The organism is Brevibacillus nitrificans (genome assembly GCF_003710965.1).
GTDB lineage: Bacteria > Bacillota > Bacilli > Brevibacillales > Brevibacillaceae > Brevibacillus > Brevibacillus centrosporus.
This window is the reverse complement of sequence record NZ_RHHU01000003.1, coordinates 1,451,657-1,477,130: the sequence shown is the minus strand read 5'-3', so window position 1 is coordinate 1,477,130 and position 25,474 is coordinate 1,451,657. Positions and strand designations below refer to the sequence as shown.

Annotated in this window: 28 protein-coding genes; 18 read left to right on the top strand and 10 right to left on the bottom strand. The window is 50.4% G+C overall.

Annotated features, from left to right (window positions below):
• Positions 1–3 precede the first annotated feature (3 nt).
• Positions 4–996 (bottom strand): ABC transporter substrate-binding protein, encoded by a 993-nt coding sequence (locus EDM59_RS08940; protein ID WP_122923233.1) that lies wholly within the window; start codon positions 994–996, stop codon positions 4–6.
• 141 nt (positions 997–1,137) lie between these two features.
• On the opposite strand from EDM59_RS08940, the gene rnz reads away from it, so the two are divergent.
• The 4 genes from rnz to EDM59_RS08920 all read left to right on the top strand — a co-directional run bounded on the left by rnz (position 1,138) and on the right by EDM59_RS08920 (position 3,295).
• The gene (gene rnz / locus EDM59_RS08935) at positions 1,138–2,115 is read left to right on the top strand and encodes a ribonuclease Z (RefSeq protein ID WP_122923232.1); all 978 of its coding nucleotides are present in this window, start codon (positions 1,138–1,140) and stop codon (positions 2,113–2,115) included.
• Positions 2,116–2,142: 27 nt separating this feature from the next.
• Positions 2,143–2,370, top strand: a complete 228-nt coding sequence (locus EDM59_RS08930) for a hypothetical protein (RefSeq protein ID WP_092268037.1) — start codon at positions 2,143–2,145, stop codon at positions 2,368–2,370.
• An 89-nt stretch (positions 2,371–2,459) separates the two neighbouring features.
• Complete coding sequence (locus EDM59_RS08925) at positions 2,460–3,083, top strand: YczE/YyaS/YitT family protein (protein ID WP_122923427.1); 624 nt, start codon at positions 2,460–2,462, stop codon at positions 3,081–3,083.
• A 119-nt stretch (positions 3,084–3,202) separates the two neighbouring features.
• Positions 3,203–3,295 carry a sporulation protein YjcZ gene (locus EDM59_RS08920; RefSeq protein WP_236707873.1) on the top strand — a complete coding sequence of 31 codons (93 nt, stop codon included), beginning with the start codon at positions 3,203–3,205 and terminating at the stop codon, positions 3,293–3,295.
• Between the two features lie 74 nt (positions 3,296–3,369).
• On the opposite strand, the gene EDM59_RS31010 is transcribed toward EDM59_RS08920, so the two are convergent.
• Positions 3,370–3,489 carry a hypothetical protein gene (locus EDM59_RS31010; protein WP_246010972.1) on the bottom strand — a complete coding sequence of 40 codons (120 nt, stop codon included), beginning with the start codon at positions 3,487–3,489 and terminating at the stop codon, positions 3,370–3,372.
• Between the two features lie 70 nt (positions 3,490–3,559).
• Positions 3,560–3,817, bottom strand: coding sequence for a stage VI sporulation protein F (locus tag EDM59_RS08915; RefSeq protein WP_092268039.1), 258 nt, complete (start codon positions 3,815–3,817; stop codon positions 3,560–3,562).
• Between the two features lie 190 nt (positions 3,818–4,007).
• Between EDM59_RS08915 and EDM59_RS08910 the strand changes: the two genes are divergently transcribed.
• Positions 4,008–4,931, top strand: a complete 924-nt coding sequence (locus tag EDM59_RS08910) for a S8 family peptidase (protein ID WP_122923231.1) — start codon at positions 4,008–4,010, stop codon at positions 4,929–4,931.
• A gap of 104 nt (positions 4,932–5,035) precedes the next feature.
• Here the strand turns inward: EDM59_RS08910 and EDM59_RS08905 are convergent, their stop codons facing one another.
• Positions 5,036–5,293, bottom strand: a complete 258-nt coding sequence (locus EDM59_RS08905; protein WP_373863265.1) for a hypothetical protein — start codon at positions 5,291–5,293, stop codon at positions 5,036–5,038.
• Between the two features lie 141 nt (positions 5,294–5,434).
• Between EDM59_RS08905 and EDM59_RS08900 the strand changes: the two genes are divergently transcribed.
• Together EDM59_RS08900 and EDM59_RS08895 are read left to right on the top strand one after the other, a co-directional pair.
• On the top strand, positions 5,435–5,893 hold the full coding sequence (locus tag EDM59_RS08900; protein ID WP_122923230.1) for a DUF188 domain-containing protein: 459 nt from the start codon (positions 5,435–5,437) through the stop codon (positions 5,891–5,893).
• Positions 5,890–6,558, top strand: coding sequence for a phosphatase PAP2 family protein (locus EDM59_RS08895; protein ID WP_122923229.1), 669 nt, complete (start codon positions 5,890–5,892; stop codon positions 6,556–6,558). Before EDM59_RS08900 ends, EDM59_RS08895 begins: the two co-directional genes overlap by 4 nt.
• A gap of 2 nt (positions 6,559–6,560) precedes the next feature.
• Here the strand turns inward: EDM59_RS08895 and EDM59_RS08890 are convergent, their stop codons facing one another.
• Positions 6,561–7,442 (bottom strand): LysR family transcriptional regulator, encoded by an 882-nt coding sequence (locus tag EDM59_RS08890; RefSeq protein ID WP_092268044.1) that lies wholly within the window; start codon positions 7,440–7,442, stop codon positions 6,561–6,563.
• 133 nt (positions 7,443–7,575) lie between these two features.
• Between EDM59_RS08890 and EDM59_RS08885 the strand changes: the two genes are divergently transcribed.
• Positions 7,576–8,793, top strand: a complete 1,218-nt coding sequence (locus EDM59_RS08885) for an MDR family MFS transporter (RefSeq protein WP_183192846.1) — start codon at positions 7,576–7,578, stop codon at positions 8,791–8,793.
• A gap of 318 nt (positions 8,794–9,111) precedes the next feature.
• Here EDM59_RS08885 and EDM59_RS08880 read toward each other — a convergent pair whose 3' ends face one another.
• Positions 9,112–10,515, bottom strand: coding sequence for an amino acid permease (locus EDM59_RS08880; RefSeq protein WP_122923227.1), 1,404 nt, complete (start codon positions 10,513–10,515; stop codon positions 9,112–9,114).
• A 212-nt stretch (positions 10,516–10,727) separates the two neighbouring features.
• On the bottom strand, positions 10,728–12,137 hold the full coding sequence (locus EDM59_RS08875) for a sigma-54 interaction domain-containing protein (RefSeq protein WP_122923226.1): 1,410 nt from the start codon (positions 12,135–12,137) through the stop codon (positions 10,728–10,730).
• A gap of 205 nt (positions 12,138–12,342) precedes the next feature.
• Here EDM59_RS08875 and EDM59_RS08870 point away from each other — a divergent pair, with 205 nt between their 5' ends.
• Together EDM59_RS08870 and sda are read left to right on the top strand one after the other, a co-directional pair.
• Complete coding sequence (locus EDM59_RS08870; RefSeq protein ID WP_122923225.1) at positions 12,343–13,554, top strand: ornithine--oxo-acid transaminase; 1,212 nt, start codon at positions 12,343–12,345, stop codon at positions 13,552–13,554.
• Positions 13,555–13,838: 284 nt separating this feature from the next.
• Entirely contained in the window at positions 13,839–13,976 is a 138-nt protein-coding gene (gene sda, locus EDM59_RS08865; RefSeq protein ID WP_092268048.1) for a sporulation histidine kinase inhibitor Sda, read from the top strand.
• 81 nt (positions 13,977–14,057) lie between these two features.
• Here the strand turns inward: sda and EDM59_RS08860 are convergent, their stop codons facing one another.
• Positions 14,058–14,561, bottom strand: a complete 504-nt coding sequence (locus EDM59_RS08860) for a hypothetical protein (protein ID WP_122923224.1) — start codon at positions 14,559–14,561, stop codon at positions 14,058–14,060.
• A gap of 235 nt (positions 14,562–14,796) precedes the next feature.
• Here EDM59_RS08860 and EDM59_RS08855 point away from each other — a divergent pair, with 235 nt between their 5' ends.
• The 5 genes from EDM59_RS08855 (at position 14,797) to EDM59_RS08835 (ending at position 20,835) form a co-directional block, all read left to right on the top strand.
• Positions 14,797–15,990, top strand: a complete 1,194-nt coding sequence (locus EDM59_RS08855; RefSeq protein ID WP_122923223.1) for an amidohydrolase — start codon at positions 14,797–14,799, stop codon at positions 15,988–15,990.
• A gap of 27 nt (positions 15,991–16,017) precedes the next feature.
• Positions 16,018–17,547 (top strand): AbgT family transporter, encoded by a 1,530-nt coding sequence (locus EDM59_RS08850; RefSeq protein ID WP_122923222.1) that lies wholly within the window; start codon positions 16,018–16,020, stop codon positions 17,545–17,547.
• Positions 17,548–17,712: 165 nt separating this feature from the next.
• The gene (gene glsA, locus EDM59_RS08845; RefSeq protein ID WP_122923221.1) at positions 17,713–18,645 is read left to right on the top strand and encodes a glutaminase A; all 933 of its coding nucleotides are present in this window, start codon (positions 17,713–17,715) and stop codon (positions 18,643–18,645) included.
• 93 nt (positions 18,646–18,738) lie between these two features.
• Complete coding sequence (locus tag EDM59_RS08840) at positions 18,739–19,020, top strand: Fpa/YlaN family protein (RefSeq protein WP_092268053.1); 282 nt, start codon at positions 18,739–18,741, stop codon at positions 19,018–19,020.
• Between the two features lie 480 nt (positions 19,021–19,500).
• The gene (locus EDM59_RS08835; protein ID WP_122923220.1) at positions 19,501–20,835 is read left to right on the top strand and encodes a sodium-dependent transporter; all 1,335 of its coding nucleotides are present in this window, start codon (positions 19,501–19,503) and stop codon (positions 20,833–20,835) included.
• Positions 20,836–20,904: 69 nt separating this feature from the next.
• Here the strand turns inward: EDM59_RS08835 and cax are convergent, their stop codons facing one another.
• Positions 20,905–21,948: a calcium/proton exchanger gene (gene cax / locus EDM59_RS08830; protein ID WP_122923219.1), complete on the bottom strand. Its 1,044-nt coding sequence runs from the start codon at positions 21,946–21,948 to the stop codon at positions 20,905–20,907.
• A gap of 131 nt (positions 21,949–22,079) precedes the next feature.
• Here cax and EDM59_RS08825 point away from each other — a divergent pair, with 131 nt between their 5' ends.
• The gene (locus EDM59_RS08825) at positions 22,080–22,337 is read left to right on the top strand and encodes a hypothetical protein (protein ID WP_122923218.1); all 258 of its coding nucleotides are present in this window, start codon (positions 22,080–22,082) and stop codon (positions 22,335–22,337) included.
• 166 nt (positions 22,338–22,503) lie between these two features.
• On the opposite strand, the gene sleB is transcribed toward EDM59_RS08825, so the two are convergent.
• Entirely contained in the window at positions 22,504–23,271 is a 768-nt protein-coding gene (gene sleB, locus EDM59_RS08820) for a spore cortex-lytic enzyme (RefSeq protein WP_122923217.1), read from the bottom strand.
• Positions 23,272–23,405: 134 nt separating this feature from the next.
• Here sleB and EDM59_RS08815 point away from each other — a divergent pair, with 134 nt between their 5' ends.
• Complete coding sequence (locus EDM59_RS08815; RefSeq protein WP_122923216.1) at positions 23,406–25,037, top strand: thiamine pyrophosphate-binding protein; 1,632 nt, start codon at positions 23,406–23,408, stop codon at positions 25,035–25,037.
• Positions 25,038–25,113: 76 nt separating this feature from the next.
• Entirely contained in the window at positions 25,114–25,446 is a 333-nt protein-coding gene (locus EDM59_RS08810) for an Asp23/Gls24 family envelope stress response protein (protein ID WP_122923215.1), read from the top strand.
• The last annotated feature ends 28 nt before the right edge of the window (positions 25,447–25,474 follow it).

Here is a 25,474-nt window from a genome sequence, read left to right as displayed (position 1 = left end):
CGCCTACTTCCCTTCTTTAGCAGCTTTGGCAAAGGTGGTGTTGACCAGTTTGGCGTAATCCGCGCGCTGCTTTAGTTCTCCTGCTTTATCCATGATGTCCTGGAGCTGGTTCCACTCGGCTTCATCCAGGATGGGGTCTATGGCGTAGGAGCCTTGATCCAGATAGCGTTTGACGGCGCTCTCCAGAATATCGGGCTGGATGGTGTCAAAGTATTTAGCGATTACGGCAGCCGTTTCCTGAGGCGTGTGGCTGGCAACCCATTGTTGCCCTTTGTAGACGGCATTGGTAAACTTTTGGATAGTAGCGGAATTGCTGTCGATATAGCTTTGCTTCGTCATGAAGACCGTGTACGGAACCGTCCCGCTTTCTTTTCCGAACGAAGCGACGACGTGACCGATCCCTTCTTGTTCAAAGCGGGAGGCTTCTGGCTCAAACAGCTGTACATACTCGCCAGTGCCGGAAGCGAAAGAGGCAGCTATATTTTTGAATTCGATGTTTTGGATGAGCTCAAGGTCGCTCTGCGGATTGATATTGTGCTGCTTGAGCACGTACTCGCCAACCATTTGCGGCATGCCGCCTTTGCGTTGACCCAGGAAGACTTTCCCTTTCAACTGGTCAAAGGAGAAATTGTCCACTTTGTTGCGAGCGACGAGGAAAGTGCCGTCTGTCTGTGTGAGCTGGGCAAAATTCACAACCGGATCCGCAGCGCCCTGCTGGGCTACGTAGATGCTGGTTTCAGATCCCACGAGTGCGACTTCGATTCCGCCTGAGAGAAGTGCAGACATGACTTTGTCTCCGCCAGGAATCGTAGACAGCTCGACGTCGAGTCCTTCCTCTTTGAAAAATCCTTTTTCGATGGCGACGTACTGAGGCGCGTAAAAGAGCGAACGCGTCACTTCGCCAATCCGTATTTTTTCCGGGGCACTCGAGCATCCGGCCAGTAGAGCCATGACGGCCAGGCCGGCGGCAAGACCCATAGAGATGAGTCGTTTCATTATCAGGAGTCCCTCCTTGCTAGGCTGTTGTTTGATGTAGCGTATGCGCCCATGGAAAAAAGGGTGAATGCCCATAGAGACTGACAGGCACCCCCCAAGAGGCAGGAGTGGAAGTAGAGCCAAAAAGGAGATGCACAGGACGTGATCGTAACATTTTTGGGAACAGGTTCGGGCGCACCAACCACACGCCGCAATGTCAGCGGCATGGGGCTTCGGTTTTTGCAAGCGGGCAAGTGGTGGCTGTTCGACTGCGGAGAAGGGACCCAGCATCAGCTCCTCCGATCCCCGATGAAAATCAGTCAGCTGGATAAAATTTTTATTACGCATTTGCACGGAGATCATTTGTACGGTTTGATCGGGCTGTTGGCGAGCCGGTCGCTGCGAAATGGAGAAGCCGCCCCTTTGGAGCTATACGGTCCGCCGGGGCTGGATCGCTATTATCGTGCAGTGATGGACACAAGTCCGGTGCATCTGCAATACCCACTGGAGCTCAAGGTCGTGAAGGAAGGCGTGGTGTACGAGGATGAGGAGGTCATCGTCACGTGCCGTTTGGCCAAGCATCGCGTTCCTTCTTATGCATACGCCATCCAAGAAAAGGACAAACCAGGCGCGTTCCAGGTCGAGCGAGCGAAAGCGGCAGGCGTGCCTTTTGGGCCGTTGTATGGTGCTCTCAAGCGAGGAGAGGAAGTGACGCTTGCGGATGGCACCATTTTGGCTGGCAAGGATTTTGTAGGGGAGCCGCAGCCAGGACGAAAGATTGTGTTTAGCGGCGATACCGAGCCTTGTACAGCGGTGCGGGAGCTGGCAGAAGGAGCGGATTTGCTGGTGCACGAGGCGACGTATGCACAGCGGGACAAGGAGCTGGCAGTGCGCAGCGGACATTCCACGGCGCAGGAAGCCGCTGAGCTCGCGAGGCAAGCTTCTGTGAACCAGCTTTGTCTGACCCACTTCAGTCCGCGCTATGAGGATGAGGAGGGCGATTTCACCATGGAGGATCTCTTGGCGGAAGCACAAGCCATCCATCCGTGCACCTTACTGGCTGCGGACTTCATGGATGTACCCGTCAAAAGGGTGCGAAAAACGATGGGAGAATCGGCAGATCCTTGTTATAATGAGTGATCCATTGCGTATGAAAAGAGGGAGAGCATGAAACGGATCGTCTTTGCGACACCCGAAGAGTTGATTCAGCATTGTGAAAACGAACAGGTTAGTCTCGTCGTGGAGTACCGGGATGAAGCGGGCAAACAGCGCCAGGTTGTTCTGGCAGGGGAGCGGCTGCCCGAAGCGAAAACGTACATCGAATCTCCAAAGGCAGAGGCGTACTACCGAAAAGACGGTGTGTTCTATGAAGTAGTGGCCAGCTGGAAGCCGTAAGACAAACGATAGAGAGAGCCGATTTGGCAAAAGCAGGAGAGGATAGGTGAGTGGCAGTGGCGGGTTTACGGATCAACAGACCGATTACCATGCGCTATGTCATGTTTATTTTGGGTCTGTTTATCGGGGCCTTTGGATGTGTCTTGACGATTAAGGCAAATATGGGAGTTGCCCCCTGGGATACCTTTCACATTGGGCTGCAGAGGACGTTCGGGCTTACCATCGGCATTTGGTCGCAAATTGTGGGAGTCATCGTCATTTTATCCTCGTACGTAGTGGCAAAAATCAGACCGAACTTTGCCATGTTTTTAAATATGATTTGCTTCGGGAGTTTTTTGGACTGGATCCTGTGGATGGATGTCGTTCCCGAGCCTCAGGCTTTTGTCACGAGGCTGCTGATGTTTTTGCTGGGCGTGATCGTAATGGCGATCGGAATCGGGATGTACATCTCTCCACGGCTGGGAGCGGGTCCACGGGATAGCTTCATGCTAGCCATGAACGAGCGGATGGGGTGGAGCATTCAAAAGGTCAGACTGATTATTGAAGTCACTGTACTCATCGCAGGAGCCGCACTGGGTGGTCCGGTATCAATCGGGACCGTACTGATCGCATTGCTCACAGGCCCGATGATCCAGCGCACCATCCCGTTTTGGGAAATGGTCATGAAAAAGCAGTACAATTTGCCAGAGCCTGTCAAACGCCAAGCAAGCTAGAGAAATCGAGGCTCGAAAAACGTTTTTGAGAAATGTCGTCAAAAATGGGCCATGGTCCAATCAACGCTAGCCTCCCGCACATACCCTATGATTAGTTGCCGATGAAGGAGGGAAAGCGAATGAGCGGATTCAACGGATTTGGCTTCGACGACTTTGCTTTGGTATTGGTGTTGTTCGTACTGCTGACGATCGTTGCGTGTGCCTGCGATTAAGTTCGCGTGATCTGATTCTTGGATAGCAAGAGGGAGAGCTGAGAGGCTCTCCCTTTTGCTGTTTCGGGAAGGTCCTACTCGGCATCCGGCTCTTTATGAATGTGGTATTTGGCTAGGCGACGGACGAGCATCGAGTGGGTAATACCAAGGGAACGAGCAGCTTTCCTGGTCGATTTGTGCTGACGATAGGCCAATTCAGATCGCTCAGCTCGTCCACCCCTACACGAGGCTACGCCTGCTTTCGGCGCAGCCAAGCTCGCTCGTTTATCCTAAGGCGTCGTGTACCTGTTTTTTTACGCTGGAAATCTGTTTGTCACTCAGCTGGATTCCTACGGCTTTGCTGACTTTTTTGATCAGCTTTTTCAGCTTTTCATCGTCCTTCAAGTCTTTTTTCGAGTAATCTTTCGCGAGTGCTTTGATGTCGCTCATCTTCCATTTTTTCTTGCTCTTTTTGTTGATCTTTTTCAGAATATCGTTTGGTTTTCCTTTGAGCTTGCTGACTTTGATTTTCTTTTTGGCCATCGCGTCATCGCTCCTCTCCAGGATAGAACACTTTCGTCCTATGCAGTTATATGGGAAAAGCGGATAGTCTGCTTGGACAGATGGACTAGACCAATCGCCTATTTTAGCAAGCCTGTGTGTATGCCCAAACCCACCCACCACAAGCGATCATAGGATGTTGTCAGGGCATGCATGACAGGAGGCTAGAAGTGTGAAAATTATCAGCTTTCACCGGAAGACGCCATTCCGTGATATTTTGGAGGACCTACAGGCGCATGTGACCGAGCAGAAGGAAAGGCAGGTTTGGCGCTGCTTTGACGATTTGTCCTGCCTGTGTGTGACAGAGCAGATCTACCAGAGGCACAAAGCGCATTTCAGCCGTTATCCCGCAACAGTCGAGGAGGATGTGACCGTAAGCGTCCATTCCGAGGAAGAAATTCCGTGGGGCGTCCGCTATGTCGGAGCAGAACGGCTATGGCGGAGAGGAAAAGGAACGGGGGTCAAAATTGCCGTCATCGATACGGGAATCTCCCGGGATCATTTTGAATTGAAGGACCAGATCAAGGGCGGAATCAATTTCGTGTCGGGAAGGCAAAACGGGCACGGAACGCACGTGGCAGGCATCATCGTGGCGGAAATGAATCAGCGTGGCATCGTCGGTGTATCGCCAGAAGCTCATCTGTATGATGTGCGCGCTTTTGGCGAGGACGGAAAATCATCGTTGGGGACGATCCTGCGGGCGATCAACTGGTCCATTGAAAACAAAATGGACATCATCAATATGAGCTTTGGCATGCCGCAATACAGTGAAGCGCTGGCCAGGGCAGTCGAGCGGGCAAACAAGCAGGGCATCATCATGGTGGCTTCGGCAGGCAACAACGGGGGAGAAGTGGAGTATCCGGCGAGGTACAAAGGAGTCGTCGGCGTAAGCGCGATTGATCAAAACGGAAAGCTGGCCGATTTTAGCTCGCGTGGCAAAGGAGCAAACACGAAGGCACCTGGTGTGGACATCTTATCGACATGGCCGGGAAATCAATTCAAAACGTTGAACGGGACTTCCATGGCGGCACCCCACGTTACTGGCCTCAAAGCACTCGAGCTTTCGCGTTCGAAAAGGCGAAAGCAACAGGCGTAAGCAAAAGAGCTGTGTACATATTGCACAGCATTTCCTAAAAAACGAGCATGAAAAAAGCCCTGGGATGATCTCCCGGGGCTTTGCTGTTACGTGCTTTCACGACATTATTGATGGACTTTGGTGTCATGATCTTGCTGGACGCGGAACCATATATTAAGATCATTAATGACACTGGCTAATTCGTGAATTTCGCTGTTCAGCTCGCAGGATCGAATGAAGTTTTCTTCTTCGGACATCTGTTTTGTCTTTTCGATGATGACCGTTTCGATCCGGATAATTTGGTCGGGAATCGTAGCGCGGATTTCCTCCCACTCCAACAAAATGTCGGCTCGCTCTTCTGTCGAGTACGACTCCCACTCCATATCCAAAGCGGGGAGTCGAATACCCAGTCGTTCGTCTAGGATAAAATGATTGCGCAAAGATTCGTTCACTCCTCTCCAAGACCATCATACCAAATTTGGCTCGGAACGGGGAGAAAAAAGCTCACGAAAGGGTGGATGTCCATGCACGAATTGCGCGTGCTGATTGATGCAGATGCCTGTCCACGCCAAGCCTTGGCGATCGCGCAGGGCCTGTGCAGGGAGTTTGGCTGGAACTGTTTTACATACGCGAGCTTCAACCACCAGCTGCGTGGAGAAAACCATATTACCGTTGATGCGGGACCACAAGCGGTGGATATGAAGCTGGCAAATGATACACGAGCAGGCGATATTGTCGTCACACAGGACATAGGGCTGGCAGCCTTGATTCTGGGAAAGAAGGCTGCGTCGCTCACCCCGCACGGAACGATCTTTGATCCGGAACGCATCGCGTTTCACTTGGAGGAACGAAATGAAAAAGCCCGGTTTCGCCGCGGAGGTGGCCGGACACGGGGACCTGCGGCTCGCACGCGTGAAGACGACCTGAAATTTGAAGAGGCGCTGCGTTTCTTAATGAAAAAAAGAGAGGGGGAATCGGAATGATCCAGTCGAAAAGAGGGGCAGGACTCATCGTCATTGCGGTAGTTTTTGCAGCCATTTCCGCAGCGATGATTGGTCTGTTCCTGACAGGGAGAGTAAGGGGAATGGACGACGCAGGCTTTGCTGCAGCCACCTTTTTGCGCACAGAGGAATGGACTTCTTTTTTTCACGTTTTCACTTATTTGGGAAGTGCAGTGGTACTCGCTCCTTTAGGGGTCACGATTATCGTATTCCTCTTCGTAAAAAGGTGGAAGGCGGAAGCCATAGCCCTACTGCTGGTGCTCGGTGGCGGCGAGCTTCTGAACGAAATCATGAAGGCCATTTTTGCCAGACCCCGCCCGACCGATTTTCACTTGATTCCACTGCCTGAATCTTTTTCGTTTCCGAGTGGGCATGCCATGATTGCTCCCGCCTTTTACTGCATGCTCGCTTTCTTCATCAGTCGCTGGCAAGAGAAAAAGGGCTGGGCTGTTTTCGTACAGCCGCTGATGCTTGCGCTGGTTGTCCTGTTGTCCGCTAGCCGGGTTTATTTGGGCGTGCATTTTCTCAGTGACATCGTGACGGGCTTTAGTCTGGCCATGTGTGGCTACTGTTTTGTTCGCTACGGCTATGAACGGCATCTGGAGAGAAAACGCGACACCGTACAGCCTGTTATACCGACGAGGTAGGACTACGTGGAATATCCCAATTCTTTCATCAAACCCAGCCATTTCTCTACGCTGGGTTTGTTCTTTTTTTCGCGCGGCAGGACGATGTAAGCGGAGCGCTTCGGCGGTTTGTTGCCGCTGATCTCAATTTCAATCAGCTCGCCAGCTGCCAAATCTGCCTTTACGGCTGATCGCGTCATCAGACTCACTCCCAGGCCTTCCTTGATCAGGTCAATGGCCAATTCCGCTTTGTCCACTGTCAGCTTCGGTACGTAATTCCGAGGGAGTGTCTGACGAATCCATTCGTTAAAAGGTGGGCCCCAGCTCATGTGGATGAGCGGTAGTCGGCGTAGCTCGCGGGAATCGATTTTCGGCGCCGTGATGTAGGTACAGCCGGGGCGGCTGACGAGGACGACCTCATCCTCCCAGGTGGGGATTACCTCAAAGTTCGGCAGAGATGGCGGCACGTATACAATCCCGATCTGAATCACGTTGTCGAGTAAATACTGAATGACATCCGAGGAGTGTCCCGTTTTTGTGCTGATGGCAATTTGTGGGTACCGGTAATGATATTCTTTGAGGATCGGCTCCAGAGTCGAGGTCCAGATTGCGTTCAGACTGCCAATCGATAAATAGTCCTCATAAGGCTGCAGGGAGGCGACCTCATTGAGTGCCTCATGGGAAAGCTTCAAGATTCGTTCAGCATACGGCAGCAGCGTCAGTCCGGCCTGGGTGATTTCCACACTTCGTTTATCCCGAATAAAGAGGGGTTTTCCTACTTTTTCTTCCAGTTGCTTGATGCGCATGGTCACGGTAGACTGAACAAGATGGAGCATTTCTGCAGCTTTTGTAAAGTTCTTTGTCTGTGCTAGCGTGTAAAATGCGCGTAATTGTTCAAAGTCCATAAAGTAAAACCCTCTTATCTAAATATTTGATTACCATATACAAAATTGTTCGTTTCTCAAATTATACCCTGTTCTTTAAGCTGAGAATATCCCTATTTCAAGCATTCTAAAGGGAAGAACGAGGGGTATTTCGATGAAGCGGGAAATCTGGAGGGAAACACCGTTTGGCGTAAAGCTGCTGTTGTCCACCTCTTTCATGATGAACCTAGGTTTTTACGCATTAATCCCGTATCTTACACTGTATTTGACTGGCAGTATCGGTTGGGCGTTGGCGATGGCCGGATTGGTCTTGAGTGTAAGGCAATTTGCCCAGCAAGGTTTGGCTTTTATTGGCGGAGTTGCAGCTGATGCATTTGGATATAAAGGAACCATGGTCCTTGGGATGGCCGTGCGTGCAATCGGGTTTGCCATGTTCGCGTTTTGTACGGAGACATGGCAGTTTTTTGTGGCGGCGATCTTGTCCGGCTTGGGTGGCGCCTTATTCGATCCGGCAGGGTCTGCTGCTTTTGCCGTACTGACACCGGAAGCCATCCGTAAAGAAGTATTTGCTTTTCGCAATGTTTTGACCAATATTGGCGTCGTAGGGTCACAAATCATCGGCACTGCCCTGTCTGCTGTCGATTTCACGTATTTGTCTCTCTTTGCAGGAGCTGTCTTTGGAATCTGTGCCTTGGTGTCGTTTTTCCTCTTGCCTCCAATTGCTGCTACAAGTACGCGTCACAGTATATGGGAGAGCATGGTTCACGTTTTGAAGGATCGGCAGTTTGTCCGTTTCACGGTTATCCTGATGGGGTATTACTATTTAAGTAATCAAATTTTCTTGACGATTCCGTTGTTGGTGGAAAATGTAACGCACAACAAAGGGGACGTAGGGATTGTCTTATCAGCTGTTTCGGTGTCAGTCATCCTGCTGCAGATGAAGGTCAGCCAGTGGATGGAGGGTTTTTCTCAGCGATTGACGCTGATCGGTGTTGGCACGCTGATCATGGGAACAGGACTGTTCATGCTGACGTTTGCGAGCTCGCTGTGGATGCTGCTGCTTGATGTGTTCCTCTATGCGCTTGGAACCATGATCGCGGTACCCAATCTGGTGGATGTCGTTCCGCGTTTTGCCCCGCGAGACCTGGTGGGTGCATATTACGGCTTTAACGGGTATTCGATCGCTGTCGGCGGCTCTGTCGGGCAGATTGCCGGAGGGTGGGTCTATGACCAGTCTATCCAGCTAGAAGCGACGTGGCTGCCGTGGACAATCTGTCTTTTGGTCGGGGTTCTGGTGGCGTGGATGCTGTATCAAATGGAACATAGCACAGGAAAAATTGGCAAAGACTATGCGAAAATCGCTCGGTCATAAGAAGGCAGGCAGTATTCACATTTGTCACAAAAAAAATTTGGGCTCTTTTTGAAACATTTTCCATTCGTGGTACGTATATAACGATAGAGATGATTGGAGCTAGAAAGTGAGGGAATGTTTCATGGAAGATATGAAGAAGCTGAAACGCATGCTGCTGGTCACGAGTTCCCTAGGATTTGCTGTCTTTGCAATGGTAGTCGTTACCGAAATCGTACGCATTTCCTTGTAGTTTGAAAACAAACTTACGTGTCATAAAGAACGAAAAGCTTGCATGCCCGGTTGAGAGGGCTGCAAGCTTTTCTTTTTCCACGGGAAAACCTATGCTGCGTTCTTCTGCAAAGGCTCGAGCTTCTTTTTGAAGTGCAGCTGGTACACGATAATCGCGATGATCATGAAAGGAACACCGCAATAAAGGGCGATTCGCTGCTCAGGATCAAACGCCAGGCTGACGAGAACGGTCAGGTTCAGAATCAGCGACAGGAGTGGAACGATCGGATACAGCGGAGTGCGGAATTTCAGATCCTCGAGCTTGCCGCCGTTTTTCAGGTAATGACGTCGGAAAGCGAGCTGAGAAGCAGAGATCGAGATCCAGCCTACCTGGGCACCGAGCCCGGCAATGGACAACAGAACCATGAATACGGTATCCTCTGCAAAAAATCCGGACAAGAGGGACAAAAGCGCGATGACGAAGGTAATGAGCAGGGCGTTCATAGGAATGCCTTTTTTGTTGACCGCTGCAAGCTTTTCGGACGCCATCCCTTCTTTTGACAAAGCGAATAGCATGCGAGTCGCTGCGTACAAGCCGGAGTTGGCAACGGACAAGAGTGCCGTCAGGACGACGAAGTTCATAATATCCGCCGCATAAGGAATTCCGATGCTGTCAAAGACGACGACAAAGGGACTCTCCACGACACCTGCTTGCTCGTAAGGAATCATTCCCGCCAAGATAAAGATCGCGAGGACAAAGAAAACCAGCGTGCGCCATACGGTGTTGCGAATGGACTTCGGTATCGTTTTTTCCGGTTCTTTGCTTTCACCGGCGGCGATCCCGATCAGCTCTGTTCCTTGAAACGAGAAGTTCACAGTAATCATCGTCATCAACAAGCCGGTAATTCCGTGCGGGAGCAAAGAGCTTGTGGCAAAGTTGGAAAACATCGGTGCAGGCTGACCATTTTTCAAGTCAATCAGGCCGAACATTGCCGCGCCACCCAAAATGATAAACAGAATGATGGCGCTTACTTTAATGCTGGAAAACCAAAACTCGGATTCGCCAAAAGCACGGGCAGATAAAGCGTTAAGCAGGAACAACACACCGCCAAAGAGGGCGCACCACATCCAGACAGGGGAGTCTGGGAACCAGCGCTGCATCAGAAGACCAGACGACAAAAGCTCCAAAGCAACTGTGACAGCCCAGCCTAACCAGTAAAGCCAGCCGACGCCAAAGCCGAGAGAGGGACTCACAAAGCGGGTCATATACGTCTGAAAGGATCCGGAAACCGGCATGGCAACGGTAAGCTCACCGAGGCAGAGCATGGTCAGGTACATAATAAAACCACCGACCAAGAAGGAGAGAATCGTCCCAACCGGTCCAGCTTGACTAAGCGTATAACCTGAACCGAGGAACAGGCCAGTCCCAATGACACCGCCCAAGGAAATCATGAATAGATGCCGGCTGTTCATACTGCGTTTGAGTTCGTGCTGTTGATCGTTGTGTGTGGTCATGTAGTCGACTCCTTCGTGCAAAATATAGGGTTGATGAATGCGTTTTCAGGATTCTGATATGTTCTGCAAGAATGATACCAAATAAAATAAGCAGAAAATTCATGGTTTCATCAACCTTATAATGGAGGAGTGCAATAAAAATTTGCATTTTTGTGCAAAATAATTAAAAAATACGCCAAGAGTTTTGGCGTATTTAAAATCGCGATGCTGTATTAACCTCTGATTCCCAGTTTGCGCAGGCGGTACTGAAGGCTCTGTCGGCTGATTTGCAATTCTTTGGCAGCTCGTGAAATATTGCCGTTGTACTTATCGACGACGTGGTGAATATAGGAAGTTTCAAATTCCAGCATCGTTTCCTTCAGCGGCTTTCCTTCGTCTGGAAAAGGGAGAAACGGCTGCTTCTCATGCTCGGCAATGATGGCAGCAGCAGGTGTGCGGCGCAGAAAGTGCAGGGGCAAATGCTCATACCCAATAATCGTCTCATCGATCATCAAATTCATGGCACCTTCTATTAAATGCTGAAGCTCACGCACATTCCCAGGCCAATCATGCTCATTGAAAAATTTGATAACCTCGTCGCTCAGACCACGCACTTCCATCTGAAACAGCTGGTTGTACTTCTCCACGAAATGATTGGCTAACAGGGGGATATCTTCTTTGCGCTCCCGAAGAGGAGGAATGAACAAGGTGACGACGCCAAGCCGATAATACAAGTCTTTTCGCAAATGCGAATGGGCAATGGCCTCTACGGGATCCTCATTGATGGCTGCGATGATGCGCACGTCGATGGAACGGTCTTTCGTGTCCCCAATCCTGCGGATGGACTTCTCCTGCAGAGCACGTAACAATTTTGCCTGCAGAGGCATACTAAGCGAGTTGATTTCATCGAGAAAGAGTGTTCCTTTTTCGGCTTGTTCAAACAGTCCTGGGCGCTCGATGGCTCCGGTAAAAGCACCGCGTGCCGTTCCAAACAAAAGGCCCTCGATCAAGCTGTCGGGAAGAGCCGCACAGTTTTGAGAAATAAGGGGCCCGGACGCGCGCAGACTAGCATTGTGAATACTTTGTACAAACAGCTCTTTGCCAGCTCCCGTTTCGCCGACGACCAAAACGGAGGAAGAGGTACGGGCTGCCCGTTTGGCGCTTTCGATGACGTCGAGGATCGCTCCGCTTCTCCCGATGATTTGATCAAAGGTATAGCGAGATCCGTTTTTCTCGAGCAAATTTTCACGAATCAGCCGCTCCATTTTGGTGATGTCGTCCGCTATTTCCATCGCACCCACGATTTTTCCGTTTTCCATGATGGGATACGTATTATTGATCGTTGTGATCTCTTTTTGTTTGTCATTGAAATACGTTTGGCGCGTATTTCGAATGCTTTTTCCCGTGTGAAGGCAGGTGAGCAGCGTGCTTTCCTGACCGTCCGGAAAAGCAAAGACTTCAGACAATGGCTTGTGCAGCACATCCTGAACCGTCATGGATTCAAGCTCCGTCATCTTCTGATTGTAGACAATCGTGGTTCCATTCGCGTCAATAACATGGACACCTTCATTCATTCTGTCCAATATTTGTTCGTAAATGCGTAAAAAAGTGTCGAGTGAAGAATGTTGCAGGGGAGACGACACAATTGTTCACCAGCCTTTCCTCATGAAAGTATCATATCACAGGAAGAGGAGAGTGCAAAATGATTATGCAGGTGCCGAAAAAATCAAAACGATATGCAAAAGATTTTTGCGGTTAGGGCTCGATTTTTTGCATCTTACACGGTAAATTCTGTTGGCATCATTTTTGCAAGTATTGGTGGTATGTGAAAATAAGGAGGTCGTCAACATGGAACAAACCAAAAAAGTCATTGACCAAACAGAAAAATACGGTGCACACAACTATCATCCACTACCAATCGTGATCTCCAAAGCAGAAGGCGTATGGGTAGAGGATCCAGAAGGCAACAAGTACATGGATATGCTGAGCGCTTATTCCGCTCTGAACCAGGGACACCGTCATCCACGTATCATTCAAGCTCTGAAGGATCAGGCAGACAAAGTAACCCTGACTTCCCGTGCTTTTTACAATGATCAGCTGGGTGAATTCTACGAAAGACTGTCGAAGGTAACTGGCAAGGACATGATCCTGCCGATGAATACAGGTGCTGAAGCTGTGGAAACCGCACTCAAGGCTGTTCGCCGCTGGGCATACGATGTGAAGAAAGTACCTGAAAACCAAGCGGAGATCATCGTATGTGAGGGCAACTTCCACGGCCGTACGGTTACCATTACTTCCTTCTCATCCGCAGATGAGTACAAACGCGGATTTGGACCATTCACACCAGGCTTCAAAATCATTCCTTACGGCGACATCGAGGCACTGAAACAGGCAATCACGCCAAACACAGCTGCTTTCATGCTCGAACCAATCCAAGGGGAAGCGGGCATTATCATTCCACCAGAAGGCTTCCTGAAGCAAGCGTATGACATTTGTAAAGAAAACAACGTTCTTTTGGTCAGCGACGAAATCCAAACAGGCTTCGGGCGTACCGGTAAGCTGTTTGCGAGCGATTGGGACGGCGTAAAGCCAGATATGTACATCATGGGGAAAGCACTTGGCGGCGGCGTGTTCCCAATCTCGGCAGTAGCGGCTGACAAAGAAATCCTGTCTGTTTTTGAACCAGGCTCCCATGGCTCTACCTTTGGTGGGAACCCACTCGGTTGTGCAGTTGCTGTAGCGGCAATGGACGTACTACAGGATGAAGGCCTCGTACAGCGCTCTTTGGAAATGGGGGAGTACTTCCTGGCGAAGCTGAGGGAAATCAACAACCCATTGATTGCAGAAATCCGTGGACGCGGGTTGTTCATCGGACTGGAACTGAAAACAGCTGCTCGCCCTTACTGCGAGAAGCTGAAAGAATTGGGCTTGCTATGCAAGGAAACGCATGAAACGACCATCCGTTTTGCGCCACCGCTCGTCATTTCCAAGGAAGATTTGGATTGGGCAATCGCACAAATCAAGCAAGTCCTGCATGTAACGGAAACAGCAAACGCATAAGGTCCCTTCGACAAAAGGCTATTCTCTTTGGAGGATAGTCTTTTGTCATGGAAAAAGAAAAACATGCCTCGATTTCGAGAATAATTTTTCGACAATTTTCGACTGTCTGTGGATAAAGTTGGAAAGAAAATCCACATGGGTACTTCAAGGATTTGGAAAGTTGCGCACATCTTACTCACACCTTTTCCACAACTTTTCCACATGGCGTGTGGATATCGGAACGGTTGTTCGATTCGAATGCATTTGATACAATGGGCTCATAACCAAGGTGGAGGTGAGCAAAGGTGAAATACTTGAGTGACCAAATGTTGATAGAAGTATATCATCGAGCTGTCGACCTTCAACTAGATTCAGCATTTATTGAGTTGCTCCGTTCTGAATTGGACCATCGAGAAATTCGGATTGCGCAAGTAAGTGCGTAAAAAGCGGGCTAGCATAAGATTGGCAAAGCCATCCCCTATTAGGAGGATGGCTTTTTCTGTGTCTGTTCATCATGGAGAGTTTCAAACAATGAATTCAATGGCATAAATGCGATCGATCGGTGCTTCCTTGGCGAGCAGGGTCTCCGGCAAATAAAAATAGACGGGTCCATTTTCGCGAATCGGCTTGCCGTCTTTTGCGAACTGCAGGATGGCACGTCTGGCATCAGCGATGGTCAGCTCATACGGTTCGAGACCTTCGCGGTGCAGGAGAACACGCGTCGCATCCGCCGAGGGCTCAGCATTGTTGATGAAGGGCGCCAGGAGAATGCCGTAATCGCCCTCGAGGACTTTCCGTTCCTCCGCGAGAGTTTTTTTGCGTTCGGATGGGGGCTGTGCCCCTTCCGCGAGCTCCTTGTCCCATTGGGAGCCAGTTCCTTGCAAATATTTCGCCTGCCTGTGATCAGCACTCTCATGCTCTCCTACGTACTCACGCAGGTCAAACTTGCGATCATCAAACACCCAGACAGTAGGGTCTAACGTTATAGGGTAGGAAACTGCCCCTTTAAACACGATAACATCTGACATGAAGCATTCCTCCGTAATCTATCAATCTCATCTTACATTTTACTGCAAGTTCACAGAGGTCGGCAAACGAATGCAATATAGCGAAAATTTCAGAAATTATTCCAAAAATTATTGACACTCAATTCTGAGTTTATATAATTGTAATAAAATAATAGATTGCTTATATGAGAGGAGTGTAAAAATCCACCCGGTTTTCTTATTCGTTATATCCCATTGTGAGAGGAGATTTCCCCCGATGAATCCGAGTTCTGTCTCATCATTGCTAGAATCCGTGCGCCAAGAAGTGATTACGTGGCGTCGGTACTTGCACAGGAACCCAGAGTTATCCTTTCAAGAGGAAAAGACGGCAAACTTCGTCTATGAGCAGCTGCAATCCTTTGGCAATCTGGAGCTCTCACGACCGACTAAGACCAGTGTCATGGCGAGGCTGATCGGGGCTGCACCAGGCAGGGTCATCGGATTGCGTGCTGATATGGATGCACTGGCGATCACGGAAGAAAATGATTTCGAATTTGCCTCTTCAGTGCCAGGGGTGATGCATGCTTGCGGCCATGATGGACATACGGCGATGCTCTTGGGAGCTGCCAAGGTGCTTTCCCAGCTGAGGGAGAATCTCGCAGGAGAAGTACGCTTTCTTTTTCAGCATGCGGAAGAAATGCATCCAGGCGGGGCGAGGGAAATGGTGCAAGCCAACGTGACAGAGGGCGTCGACCTGATGCTGGGAATTCACCTGATGTCCCATCTTTCTGTCGGCAAAATCGGGCTTACCTACGGAGCGGTCACAGCCAATTCGGACCGTTTTGACATCACCATCCAAGGTAAGGGTGGACATGCCTCTACACCGAATTCATCTGTTGACCCGGTGGCTATCGGCGCGCAGGTTATTGCGAATCTGCAGCAAATCGTATCCAGAAACGCGGACCCACTGGAGAATCTGGTCATCTCCGTAACGAATTTTCATGGGGGCTCAGGAGCCTACAATGTCATCCCGGATCGGGCGACGCTGAGCGGTTCTGTACGCAGCTTCGCCCCAGAGGTGAGAGAGCTGGCTGTCAACGGGATGGAGCGGATCATCAAAGGGATCACACTGGCGCATGGAGCGACTTACAGTTTTGACTATCGCTACGGATACGGCTCCGTCATCAATGATGAAGAGGTGACCCGATCGGTTGAGGAACTGATCGTGGAGGAATGGGGAGAAGATGTGCTTCTGCAGCATCCACCGATGATGGGTGGAGAGGATTTCTCAGCCTTTTCAGACGTGGTGCCAAGCTGTTTCATCCTCGTGGGTGCCGGAAATGAAGAGAAGGGCATCGTCTATCCGCATCACCATCCGCGTTTTACGATCGATGAAGACGCGCTGCAGGACGGGGTCAAGCTGTTTGTTCGATACATATGCAAGGCTTTGGCAGGGACACCAGGATCGTAAGGACATGTGAAATGGAGGCGGAGGAATATGGCAAATGGCGCAGCAGGACTGAATACGGAGCTGCAAAATCAAAAAGGAATCTTAAAATGGATCGAAACGGTTGGGAACAAGCTTCCCCATCCGTTCATGCTCTTCATCATCCTTTGCGGAGTATTGATGGTCATCTCGGCGATTCTCTCGGCGATGAATCTATCCGTCATTCATCCCGGAAAGGGCGAAGCGGTCGCGGTTAAAAACCTGCTCAGTGTCGAGGGGATACACTGGATTTTGACCAGCATGCTGAAAAACTTCGTCGAGTTTCCCGCGCTCGGCCTCGTCTTGGCGATGACGCTCGGGATCGGTCTGGCGGAAAAAGTAGGGCTCTTGACGACAGTCCTTCGCAAGATGATGTCACACGTACCCACAGCGATCGTCAGTTACGCGGTTGTCTTTGTAGGAGTTTTGGGAAACCTCGCTTCTGATGCAGCTATGGTGATTATTCCTCCGCTTGGCGGGCTCGTCTTCCTCGCCATGGGACGCCATCCGATTGCCGGGTTTGCCGCCGGGATGGCGGGAGTATCGTCCGGTTTTACAGCAAACTTGTTTATCGCAGGAACGGATGCTCTCTTGTCCGGAATCAGTACCTCCGTCGCTCAAACGATTGATGCGAATGCCCATGTCACACCTGTTGACAACTGGTTTTTCATGTCTGCCTCTGTATTCATTCTCGCTTTTATCGGTGGATGGATTACGGACAAGGTGATCGAGCCGCGCCTTGGCACTTTCAAGGGTGATACCAGCGTGCAGTTTGATGAGCTGACTCCCCAGGAAAACAAGGCGCTGCGCGTGACTGGGCTCGCCGCCTTGCTATTTATTGCCGTTCTGGCTGTACTGGTCGTGCCAGAAGGAGCACTGCTTCGCGACCCGAAAACAGGCGACTTTCTGACCTCGCCTTTCCTGAAAGGCATCATTCCGATCATTCTCTTGTTCTTCGTGACTATTTCGTTTGTTTACGGGAAAGTAATGGGACTGATCAAAACCTCAAAAGACATGCCGCATTACATGTCCGAGGCGATCAAGGACATGTCCGGCTTTATCGTTTTGGCATTTACGGCAGCCCAGTTCATCGCCTTTTTCAACTGGAGCAACATTGGCATCCTAATGGCCGTGAACGGTGCTGAATTTATGAAGAGCATCGGATTGACCGGCCTTCCCATCGTGATCGGCTTCACGCTGTTCACCGGGATTTGCAGCTTGTTCATTACGAGTGGTTCGGCCCTGTGGGCGATTCTTGCCCCGGTGTTCATGCCGATGCTGATGCTGCTGGACTACAGCCCTGCTTTCATTCAGGTCGCTTATCGGATCGCCGATTCTGCGACGAATACGATCTCACCTGTCAATCCATACCTCCCGCTCATTTTGGCCTTCTATCAAAAGTACAACAAGAATGCGGGGATGGGAACGATTTTCGCCACGATGACGCCATACGCGCTAGTCTTCCTGGCGATCTGGATCGTTCAGATGGCAATCTGGTATTTTCTCGACTTGCCAGTTGGACCGGGCGTATATCCGCGCTAGGAAGCAAATAGAGTCGTGCCTTTGGGTGCGGCTCTATTTTTATCCGTTCCCTTCCTTTTGGACAGCCTGAGAGGAAGTAGAAATGCTGGGAGTTTGACAGGGATAAATTTCCTCTTTACAATTTGGTATAATAGCGAAAAGAAATTTGTCAAGAGGGGATAGAGGATGAACATCGAGGATGCAACAAAACAGCTGGAGCAAATGCGCCAAGAAGCCTACGCTTATACGGACAAAGGGAAGGTGGCCTCCTATATTCCTGAGCTGGCAAAAGAGGATCCTTGCCAGATTGGCGTTAGCGTCTGCCTGCCAGATGGGACTATTCTCTCTGCTGGGGAAACAGATAAGCCTTTTACCCTTCAAAGCATATCAAAGATCTTTTCCCTGATTGTGGCGCTCTGCCAAAACGGTCAGTCTTATGTGTTTGAGCGGGTGGGGAAAGAGCCGACCGGGGATCCGTTCAACTCGATCATCAAGTTAGAGACAATCAAGCCTCACAGGCCGTTAAACCCGATGATTAATGCAGGGGCGATCGCGGTGGCGGGGATGATTCGAGGAAAAGATGTAGAAGAGCGGTTACATAGCGTGCTGGAGCTTTTGCGCAAGATGACCGGGAACCCGCAAATTGGCATAAATGAAGCCGTCTATTGCTCCGAAAAGAAAACGGCGGACCGAAATCGCGCGCTCGCCTGGTTTTTAAAAGACAGCGGAGTGCTGACCGGTGACGTGGAGGAGACGCTGGATCTGTATTTTCGGCATTGCTCGATTGAGGTCACGGCCAAGGAAGTAGCGAGACTGGGCATGGTACTCGCAGCGGATGGCATGGATATCATGACCAAAGAAAGAGTGTTTCCCGCAGAAGTAGCGCGGATTTGCAAGACGTTCATGGTTACATGCGGCATGTACAACGCCTCTGGCGAGTTTGCCATCGACGTCGGCATTCCGGCAAAAAGTGGCGTGGCAGGTGGCATTTTAGCCACAGTTCCAAATAAGATGGGCATAGGGGTATTTGGCCCGGCTCTGGATGAAAAAGGAAACTCAGTAGCGGGAGTCAAGCTGCTTGAGCTTCTATCAAAGGAATGGAAACTTGGTATCTTTTAGATACTTGCAGTTGATGTACCTTCTCCCCTTTTCAAATGGCCCAGAATCGCGTACTATGGATGATAAGGATGGAGGCAAACGGAGGGATAGGTTTTGACAGAAATTAAGGTTCCCGATCTGGAACAAAAAGCGCTAGCGTTGCTTCAAGCAGACGCGGACAAAATTTACAAGCTGATCGACGTACAGATGGAAAACCTGACCATGCCGCAGTGCCCGCTGTATGAAGAGGTTTTGGATACGCAAATGTTCGGGCTTTCCCGCGAAGTAGAATATGCGGTTCGCCTTGGACTTATTGAAGATGAGGTTGGGCGCGAAATCATGGGTTCCCTGGAACGAAAATTGGCCCATCTGCATGAATTGTATAACCAAAGGTAAGGCGAGGAGAACGGCGATATTCCTCGCTTTTCATTTTGCTTGGGACCACTATGCAGCCTCCTGAAAAAAGAGGTTGCATATTTTTTATGCGTACATTAAATTAATAGATATGATTTTTAATAATAAGTAAATGCGTGGAAAGAGAGTAGTAAGCAGACCAACAACTTGTCAGGGAGAAGCTGTCTAAGACTGAGAGCAGCTTTGAGGTTGTCCTGTTGAATTCACTCTGGAGCATTTGGGTCATTCCGTTACCAATGTGAGAGCGAGACCGTCAGTGAGAGCAGCTGATGTCTAAGTAGGGTGGTACCGCGAGAAATGAAATGAACTCGTCCCTTTTTGGGGGCGGGTTTTTTTGTGTAAAGAGGAATTTGCAAGATTCCTATCCAGCACAAGCACAGCGAAGGCTTCGCCAAATCACGGCGAAGCCAGGAAGTTTCAATCTTGACAACCAAGAAAGACAGATGGAGGAGTGTAAGCAGTATGAAGCAGACAGAACAGTGGACGAGTCGGCTCGGATTTATTTTGGCCGCAGCCGGTTCTGCGATCGGACTCGGAGCGATTTGGAAGTTTCCCTATATTGTTGGGACGAGCGGGGGTGGAGCTTTTTTTCTCCTGTTCCTGATCTTTACCCTTGCGATCGGCATGCCGCTCTTGCTGGGCGAATTTGTGATTGGAAGAAGTACACAAAAGGAAGCGGTCAGCGCCTACAAAGTGATCGCGCCAGGCACGCTGTGGCATTGGGTTGGACGGCTTGGGGTCGTAACGTGTTTCCTCCTGCTTTCCTTCTACAGCGTAGTGGGCGGCTGGATCCTTACGTATTTGGCAAAAGGCATCGCAGGTCAAATCACGGGCCCTTCCTACGACAAGCTATTCAGCTCAATCATTGGTGATCCGCTGGGTGCGGTATTCGCGCAGCTGGTGTTCATGGTCATCACGGCTTGGGTCGTAGCCAGAGGCGTACAGAGCGGAATTGAGTCTGCGAACAAATACTTGATGCCGGGACTGTTCATCCTTTTTGTCATTTTGATGGTTCGTTCACTCACATTGGATGGGGCGATGGAAGGGGTTTTATTCTTTCTCAGTCCCGACTTCTCGAAGCTGAATGGAGATTCGATTTTGTATGCTTTGGGCCAATCGTTTTTCGCACTGAGTGTAGGTGTATCCGTCATGGTAACCTACAGCTCCTATCTGGCGAAAAAGGAAAGCCTCGTGCGCTCTGCCGGCTCGATTGTAGGATTGAACCTGCTGGTATCCCTGTTTGCAGGGCTAGCCATTTTCCCAGCTGTATTTTCCCTTGGGATGGAGCCGACAGCGGGACCCGGATTGCTCTTTATTGTCCTGCCTTCCGTGTTTGAAAAAATTGCGTTAGGCAGCGTGTTCCTGTGGATTTTCCTCGCCTTGTTCCTGTTTGCGACGTTAACCTCAGCGTTTTCCATGCTGGAAATCATCGTAGCGTCTTTGGCAAAAGGAGAGGAGAAGCAGCGCAAGCGTCTTTCCTGGGTGATTGCCCTATTGATCTTTATCGTCGGGATTCCGTCGGCCCTCTCCTTTGGAATCTGGAGCGAGTACACCATTTTGGGCAAAGCGATTTTCGATGCCTTTGACTTTTTGGTAAGCAATATCCTCATGCCGCTCGGGGCGCTTTTGATCGCTGTGTTTGTTCCTTTGAAAATGAAGCGCGAGACCTTGCTTGAAGAGCTGAAAGTGAAGAGTGGTGCGGGACGCAAAATGTTTGTCCTGTGGCTGCTGTCACTAAAATATTTGGCGCCCCTTGCGATCTTGTGTGTATTTTTGTATATGGTTGGCTTTATGTAAGGAAGCAAACGAAAAGGACTGCGAGGCGAAATGCCAGAGCAGTCCTTATTTATGCATCCAGGAAAGCTTTTATGCAAAGAAGAATGCCGTGCCTAGGATGATGTAGACGGTGAGCAACAGAACTCCCTCAAACCAGTTGGTGGCCCCGTCCTTGGTGATCGAAATCGTAATAAAGGTCGCGACGCCGATTGCGGCCAGTTCATAGGCAGTAAACACGATATCCATTGGCTTTCCGATCAATAGGCTGACGAGCACGAGGGTCGGAGCGACGAACAGAGCGATTTGCAGGCTGGAGCCGATGGCAATCTCGACGGCGGCTCCGATTCGGCCTTTCATGGCGAGCAGCAGGGCAGCGCTGTGTTCCGCTGCATTCCCGATGATGGCGATCACAAAAGCACCGACGAACAGCTCTGACCAGCCCAGCGATTCCGAGACGTGCTGGACACCGTGGACGAGCCACTCGGAGACGATCGCCACGAAGACCGTGGATATACCGAGCATCAGAATCGAAATGCCTTTGGACCAAACGGCTTCGCTATCGTGCTCCTCGATATCCGTCAAAAAGTCGCTATGCGTGATCATCGAGAAAATCAGCCAGAGAATGTACGCGATGATCAAAAGAACGGCGATGACGATGCTTAAAGTCTCGATCTTGACTGGCGGCAGCTCACGCATGAAGACAGCGGGGATGAACAGAGCGACAATCGCCAGGGTCATCAGGGAGGCATTATGTCCCGCAAGCTTGCTGTTGAACTTCTGTTCCTTGAATTTAAGCCCGCCCATCAGAACGCTCAGTCCCAGTACCAGCAGCATATTGCCGATGATAGCGCCGGTGATGGAAGCCTTCACCATTTCAAAAAGTCCTTCTTTTACAAGGAAGAAGGCAATGATCAGCTCGGCAGCATTTCCGAAGGTAGCGTTCAGAAATCCACCGATTCGATCCCCCGCATAATGGGCCACGCTCTCTGTCGATTTTCCTAGCCAGGCAGCCAGAAATACGACGCAGATGGCAGCGGTGATAAACTGGAACATCTCGCTTTCGGTAAAATAGTGTGCAAACGCGGCCAGGAGGAAGCTTCCTCCCACTAAGCTGAAAAACAAACGCAAATTCATACGGTCACCTCGATTATGTACGTTCAATTCCTTCTACAAATTACCATATTTTTCATGAAGATGCCTATAGGTATAGAGTTCCTCTTGTGGAAGAAACTAAACGATGAATATGGAATGGGAGGTGGCAAAGCATGACCATGCCTTACTTGTGTCCAACGTGTAAATCGAATCGCATGCGATTTACGGTAATCGAGCAGACTCCGCGCTACATGCGCCTCGACCCGCAATCAGGAGAGGTAGTAGCCGAGTTGAGCGCTGATCAGCTGGATATGTTCCACAAGCCTTATAAAGGTGACGCATACATGATTCAATGCGGCGTGTGTGGGACTACGGAACCGGAAGAGAGATTCGTCAAAATGGCGCAGCACATGCAAAATCAGCGTTCCTAGAGGATATAGGATAAAAACAGGCACGGAGTCGACGGCTCTCGTGCCTGTTTTTTTTGAACGTATAGGAATTCATAAGCGATGGGCTTATAAATTCCGGAGCGCATGAAAACCTTCCGCTAAAAGGCGGTCGCTCATCCTTGAAAAGTCGTCGATAGAGTTTTTTTATTTAACGGCAGAAAATGTGGCGGCCAATCTTCTTGATTTGCGGACGGCTCCAAATCCATCCGGAAGTCGCCGTGTCCGGGTTGAAGTAGTAAATGGCGCCACCAGTAGGGTCCCATCCTTTTAAGGCGTCGTTAACAGCCCGCTTGGAGGTTTCGTTGGGTGTGAGCCAGATTTGTCCGTCTGCAACAGCGGTAAAGGCGCGTGGCTCAAAAATGACGCCAGCCGGCGTATTCGGGAACGCTGGGTTTTTCGTGCGGTTGAGGATGACGGCTGCTACGGCAACCTGGCCGATGTAGGGTTCTCCACGAGACTCGCCGTATACGGCATTCGCCATCAAGCGCAGGTCGTTCTCGGAAATGCCTGCTGCGTGATACGTCTGTTTGCTGGGAGTGCCTGTATTGCTCGGCGTCCCTTGAGAGGTTTGCGGTACCCCCAAATCAGAGGCAGTAGGCTTGTAGTTCTTCGTTGCGTTATAAAGCTTCACTTTTGTTTTGGCACCGAGAACACCATCGACAGGAAGCCCAAACTCGTACTGGAAGTTGCGTAGAGCCCAGTAGGAGCGCCATCCGAATACGCCATCTACAGTCCCTGTGTAAAAGCCTAAAAATTTCAGGCGGTATTGCATCTCACGGACATCGGAGCCTTGTGCGCCAACTTTCACGATCTGTTGGCTGAATGCATCAGAACGATGAGGGTACACCACTACTGCAGTCGTGATGAGAATTGCAAGTACCGCTACGGCCATCAGCCATTTAAAAGGCTGTTTCATGGCAAATCCTCCTTCGTAAGGGTGCTGAACACCAGATGATAGAGATTAGGTTCTCCAAGAAGTGAAAAAGGGCCATTAGTAAAATACTGGAGGAAGTACACACTAGCTTTGTACAAAGAAAGGAGGGCGCACGTATGCGGAAAGTCGCTTCATTCATTACGGAGCAGTTGCAAGCTTGGGGGGTTACACGAATCTATGGTGTTACCGGGGACGCACTCTTTGCCTTCTTGGATTCGCTGGGAAAGCAAAATTCGATTCATTATGTACCTTGCAAGCACGAGGCGGCAGCAGCCTTGATGGCGAGTGCAGAGGCAAAGCTCACAGGGCGTCCCGCTGTCTGTATCGCCACAACAGGCCCGGGAACCGTTAACCTTTTAAATGGTCTCGCAGATGCGTGGGCCGATCATGTGCCCGTCGTTGCCATCACAGGACAGGTCGAAACGTACAAAATGGGAGGAGCGTACAAGCAGTATGTTCCCCAAGAAGACCTGATGCGACCCTTGTGCAAGTACACGACGACCGTCACTCATCCAAAAGCCATTGGGTCCATCCTGCACAAAGCATTTACGACAGCTGCCCAGCAAAAAGGAGTCGCGCATGTAGCTATCTGCAAGGATGTTTTCGAGGAAATGACCTCTGCAGAGATTACTCCGGAGCTGCCGCGGGTTTCTCAGGCTGTCAGACCGGATCGGATCGAGATGGAGCATGCTGCACAGCAGCTGCTGCTGGCAAAAAGGCCGTTGGTTCTGGTAGGTGCGGGAGGGCGGGCAGATGCCGAGAGCTGCCGCAGGTTTGCAGAGACGCTCGGTGCTGGCATTCTCTTGTCGCTGGGGGCGAAAGGAAGTATAGAGGATTCTCATCCGCTTGTACTGGGGGGACTCGGAGAAGGTGGCAGCGAAGCGGCGCTCCAAGCACTTGCGGAGGCGGATCTGCTGGTCATTTTGGGAGCGAGCTGGTTTCCTCAATCGTTTATTCCCAAGCACCTTCCCATCATTCAAATGGATTCTCATTCGGAGTCCATTCATGCGCAGCCGCATCTTGTTTCTGTGACCGCGAATCTCGATGACGTCCTTCCGTTATGGCAGAGACGTTTAGAAATGCGCGCAGTCGAACATGCTTGGGAAGAACAGGTAGAAAAATGGCATGCACGTTTTTGGGAGGAGACGCAAAGCATCACCAATCAAGGGGGAAGCGAGCAGATCAAGCCCGAAACCTTGCTGCACACCTTGGGAAGGCTGGTGAAGGATGACGCGATCATCGCCTTAGACACAGGGGAACACACGCTTTGGTTTAACCGTGCGTTTCGTACGCGTGCACAAACTCCATTGTTTTCGGGAAAATGGCGTACGATGGGCTTTGGCTTGCCTGCAGCGATCGCAGCCAAGCTTACTCATCCAAAGCAGCAGGTCGTCTGCATCACAGGGGACGGCGGCCTGCAGATGCATCTCGCCGAGCTGATGACAGCGGTGGAACAGCATACGGAATTTCTCCTGATCGTCGTCAATAACGCGTCATTAGGCTTGGAAGAAATCAAAATGAAGCAAGCGGGCTATCGCTCATTTGGTACAAAGCTGCATAATCCCGACTTCGTCATGTGGGCACAAGCCTGCGGCGTTTCCGGGCGTCATGTACGTACGGTCGGTGACTTGAGCAGCGCCATCAGTGAAGCTCTTTCGACCAATGAACTGACACTTCTCGACGTGACATGCACTTCTCCGACATTAACGGAGAGAAAAAAACAAATCCCCTTCCAAGCCCAAGCATGATTTGTTTATAATGAGAGAAAAGTCAGATAAAACGGGTGGGAGAGCGTAAAAATCGGGCAAGGAGGAGGGCGTCCAGGTGGTTGAAAAACTCGGTGAAATCAGAGTCGCAGATCAAGTCATTGCAGTCATAGCAGGAGTGGCGGTAGAAGAGGTGCTGGAGGTTTCGGTCCGTTCGGGGGGACTGTATCAGGATTTAGCCAAGAAAATCAATGGCGGATCCAAAGGAATCAGCGTCTCGATGGTGGAAGACAAGGTGACCATCGACATGCGGGTTTCCGTCAAATACGGGGCGCCCATCCATCATGTCTGTCACACTCTCCAGGAAAAAGTAAAGGATGCGGTTGAAACACTGACGGGTCTCTGGGTGGATGCAATCAATGTCCGTGTCGAAACGATCGAAATCAAATAAGAACGACCTGCGACAAAAGCAGGTCGTT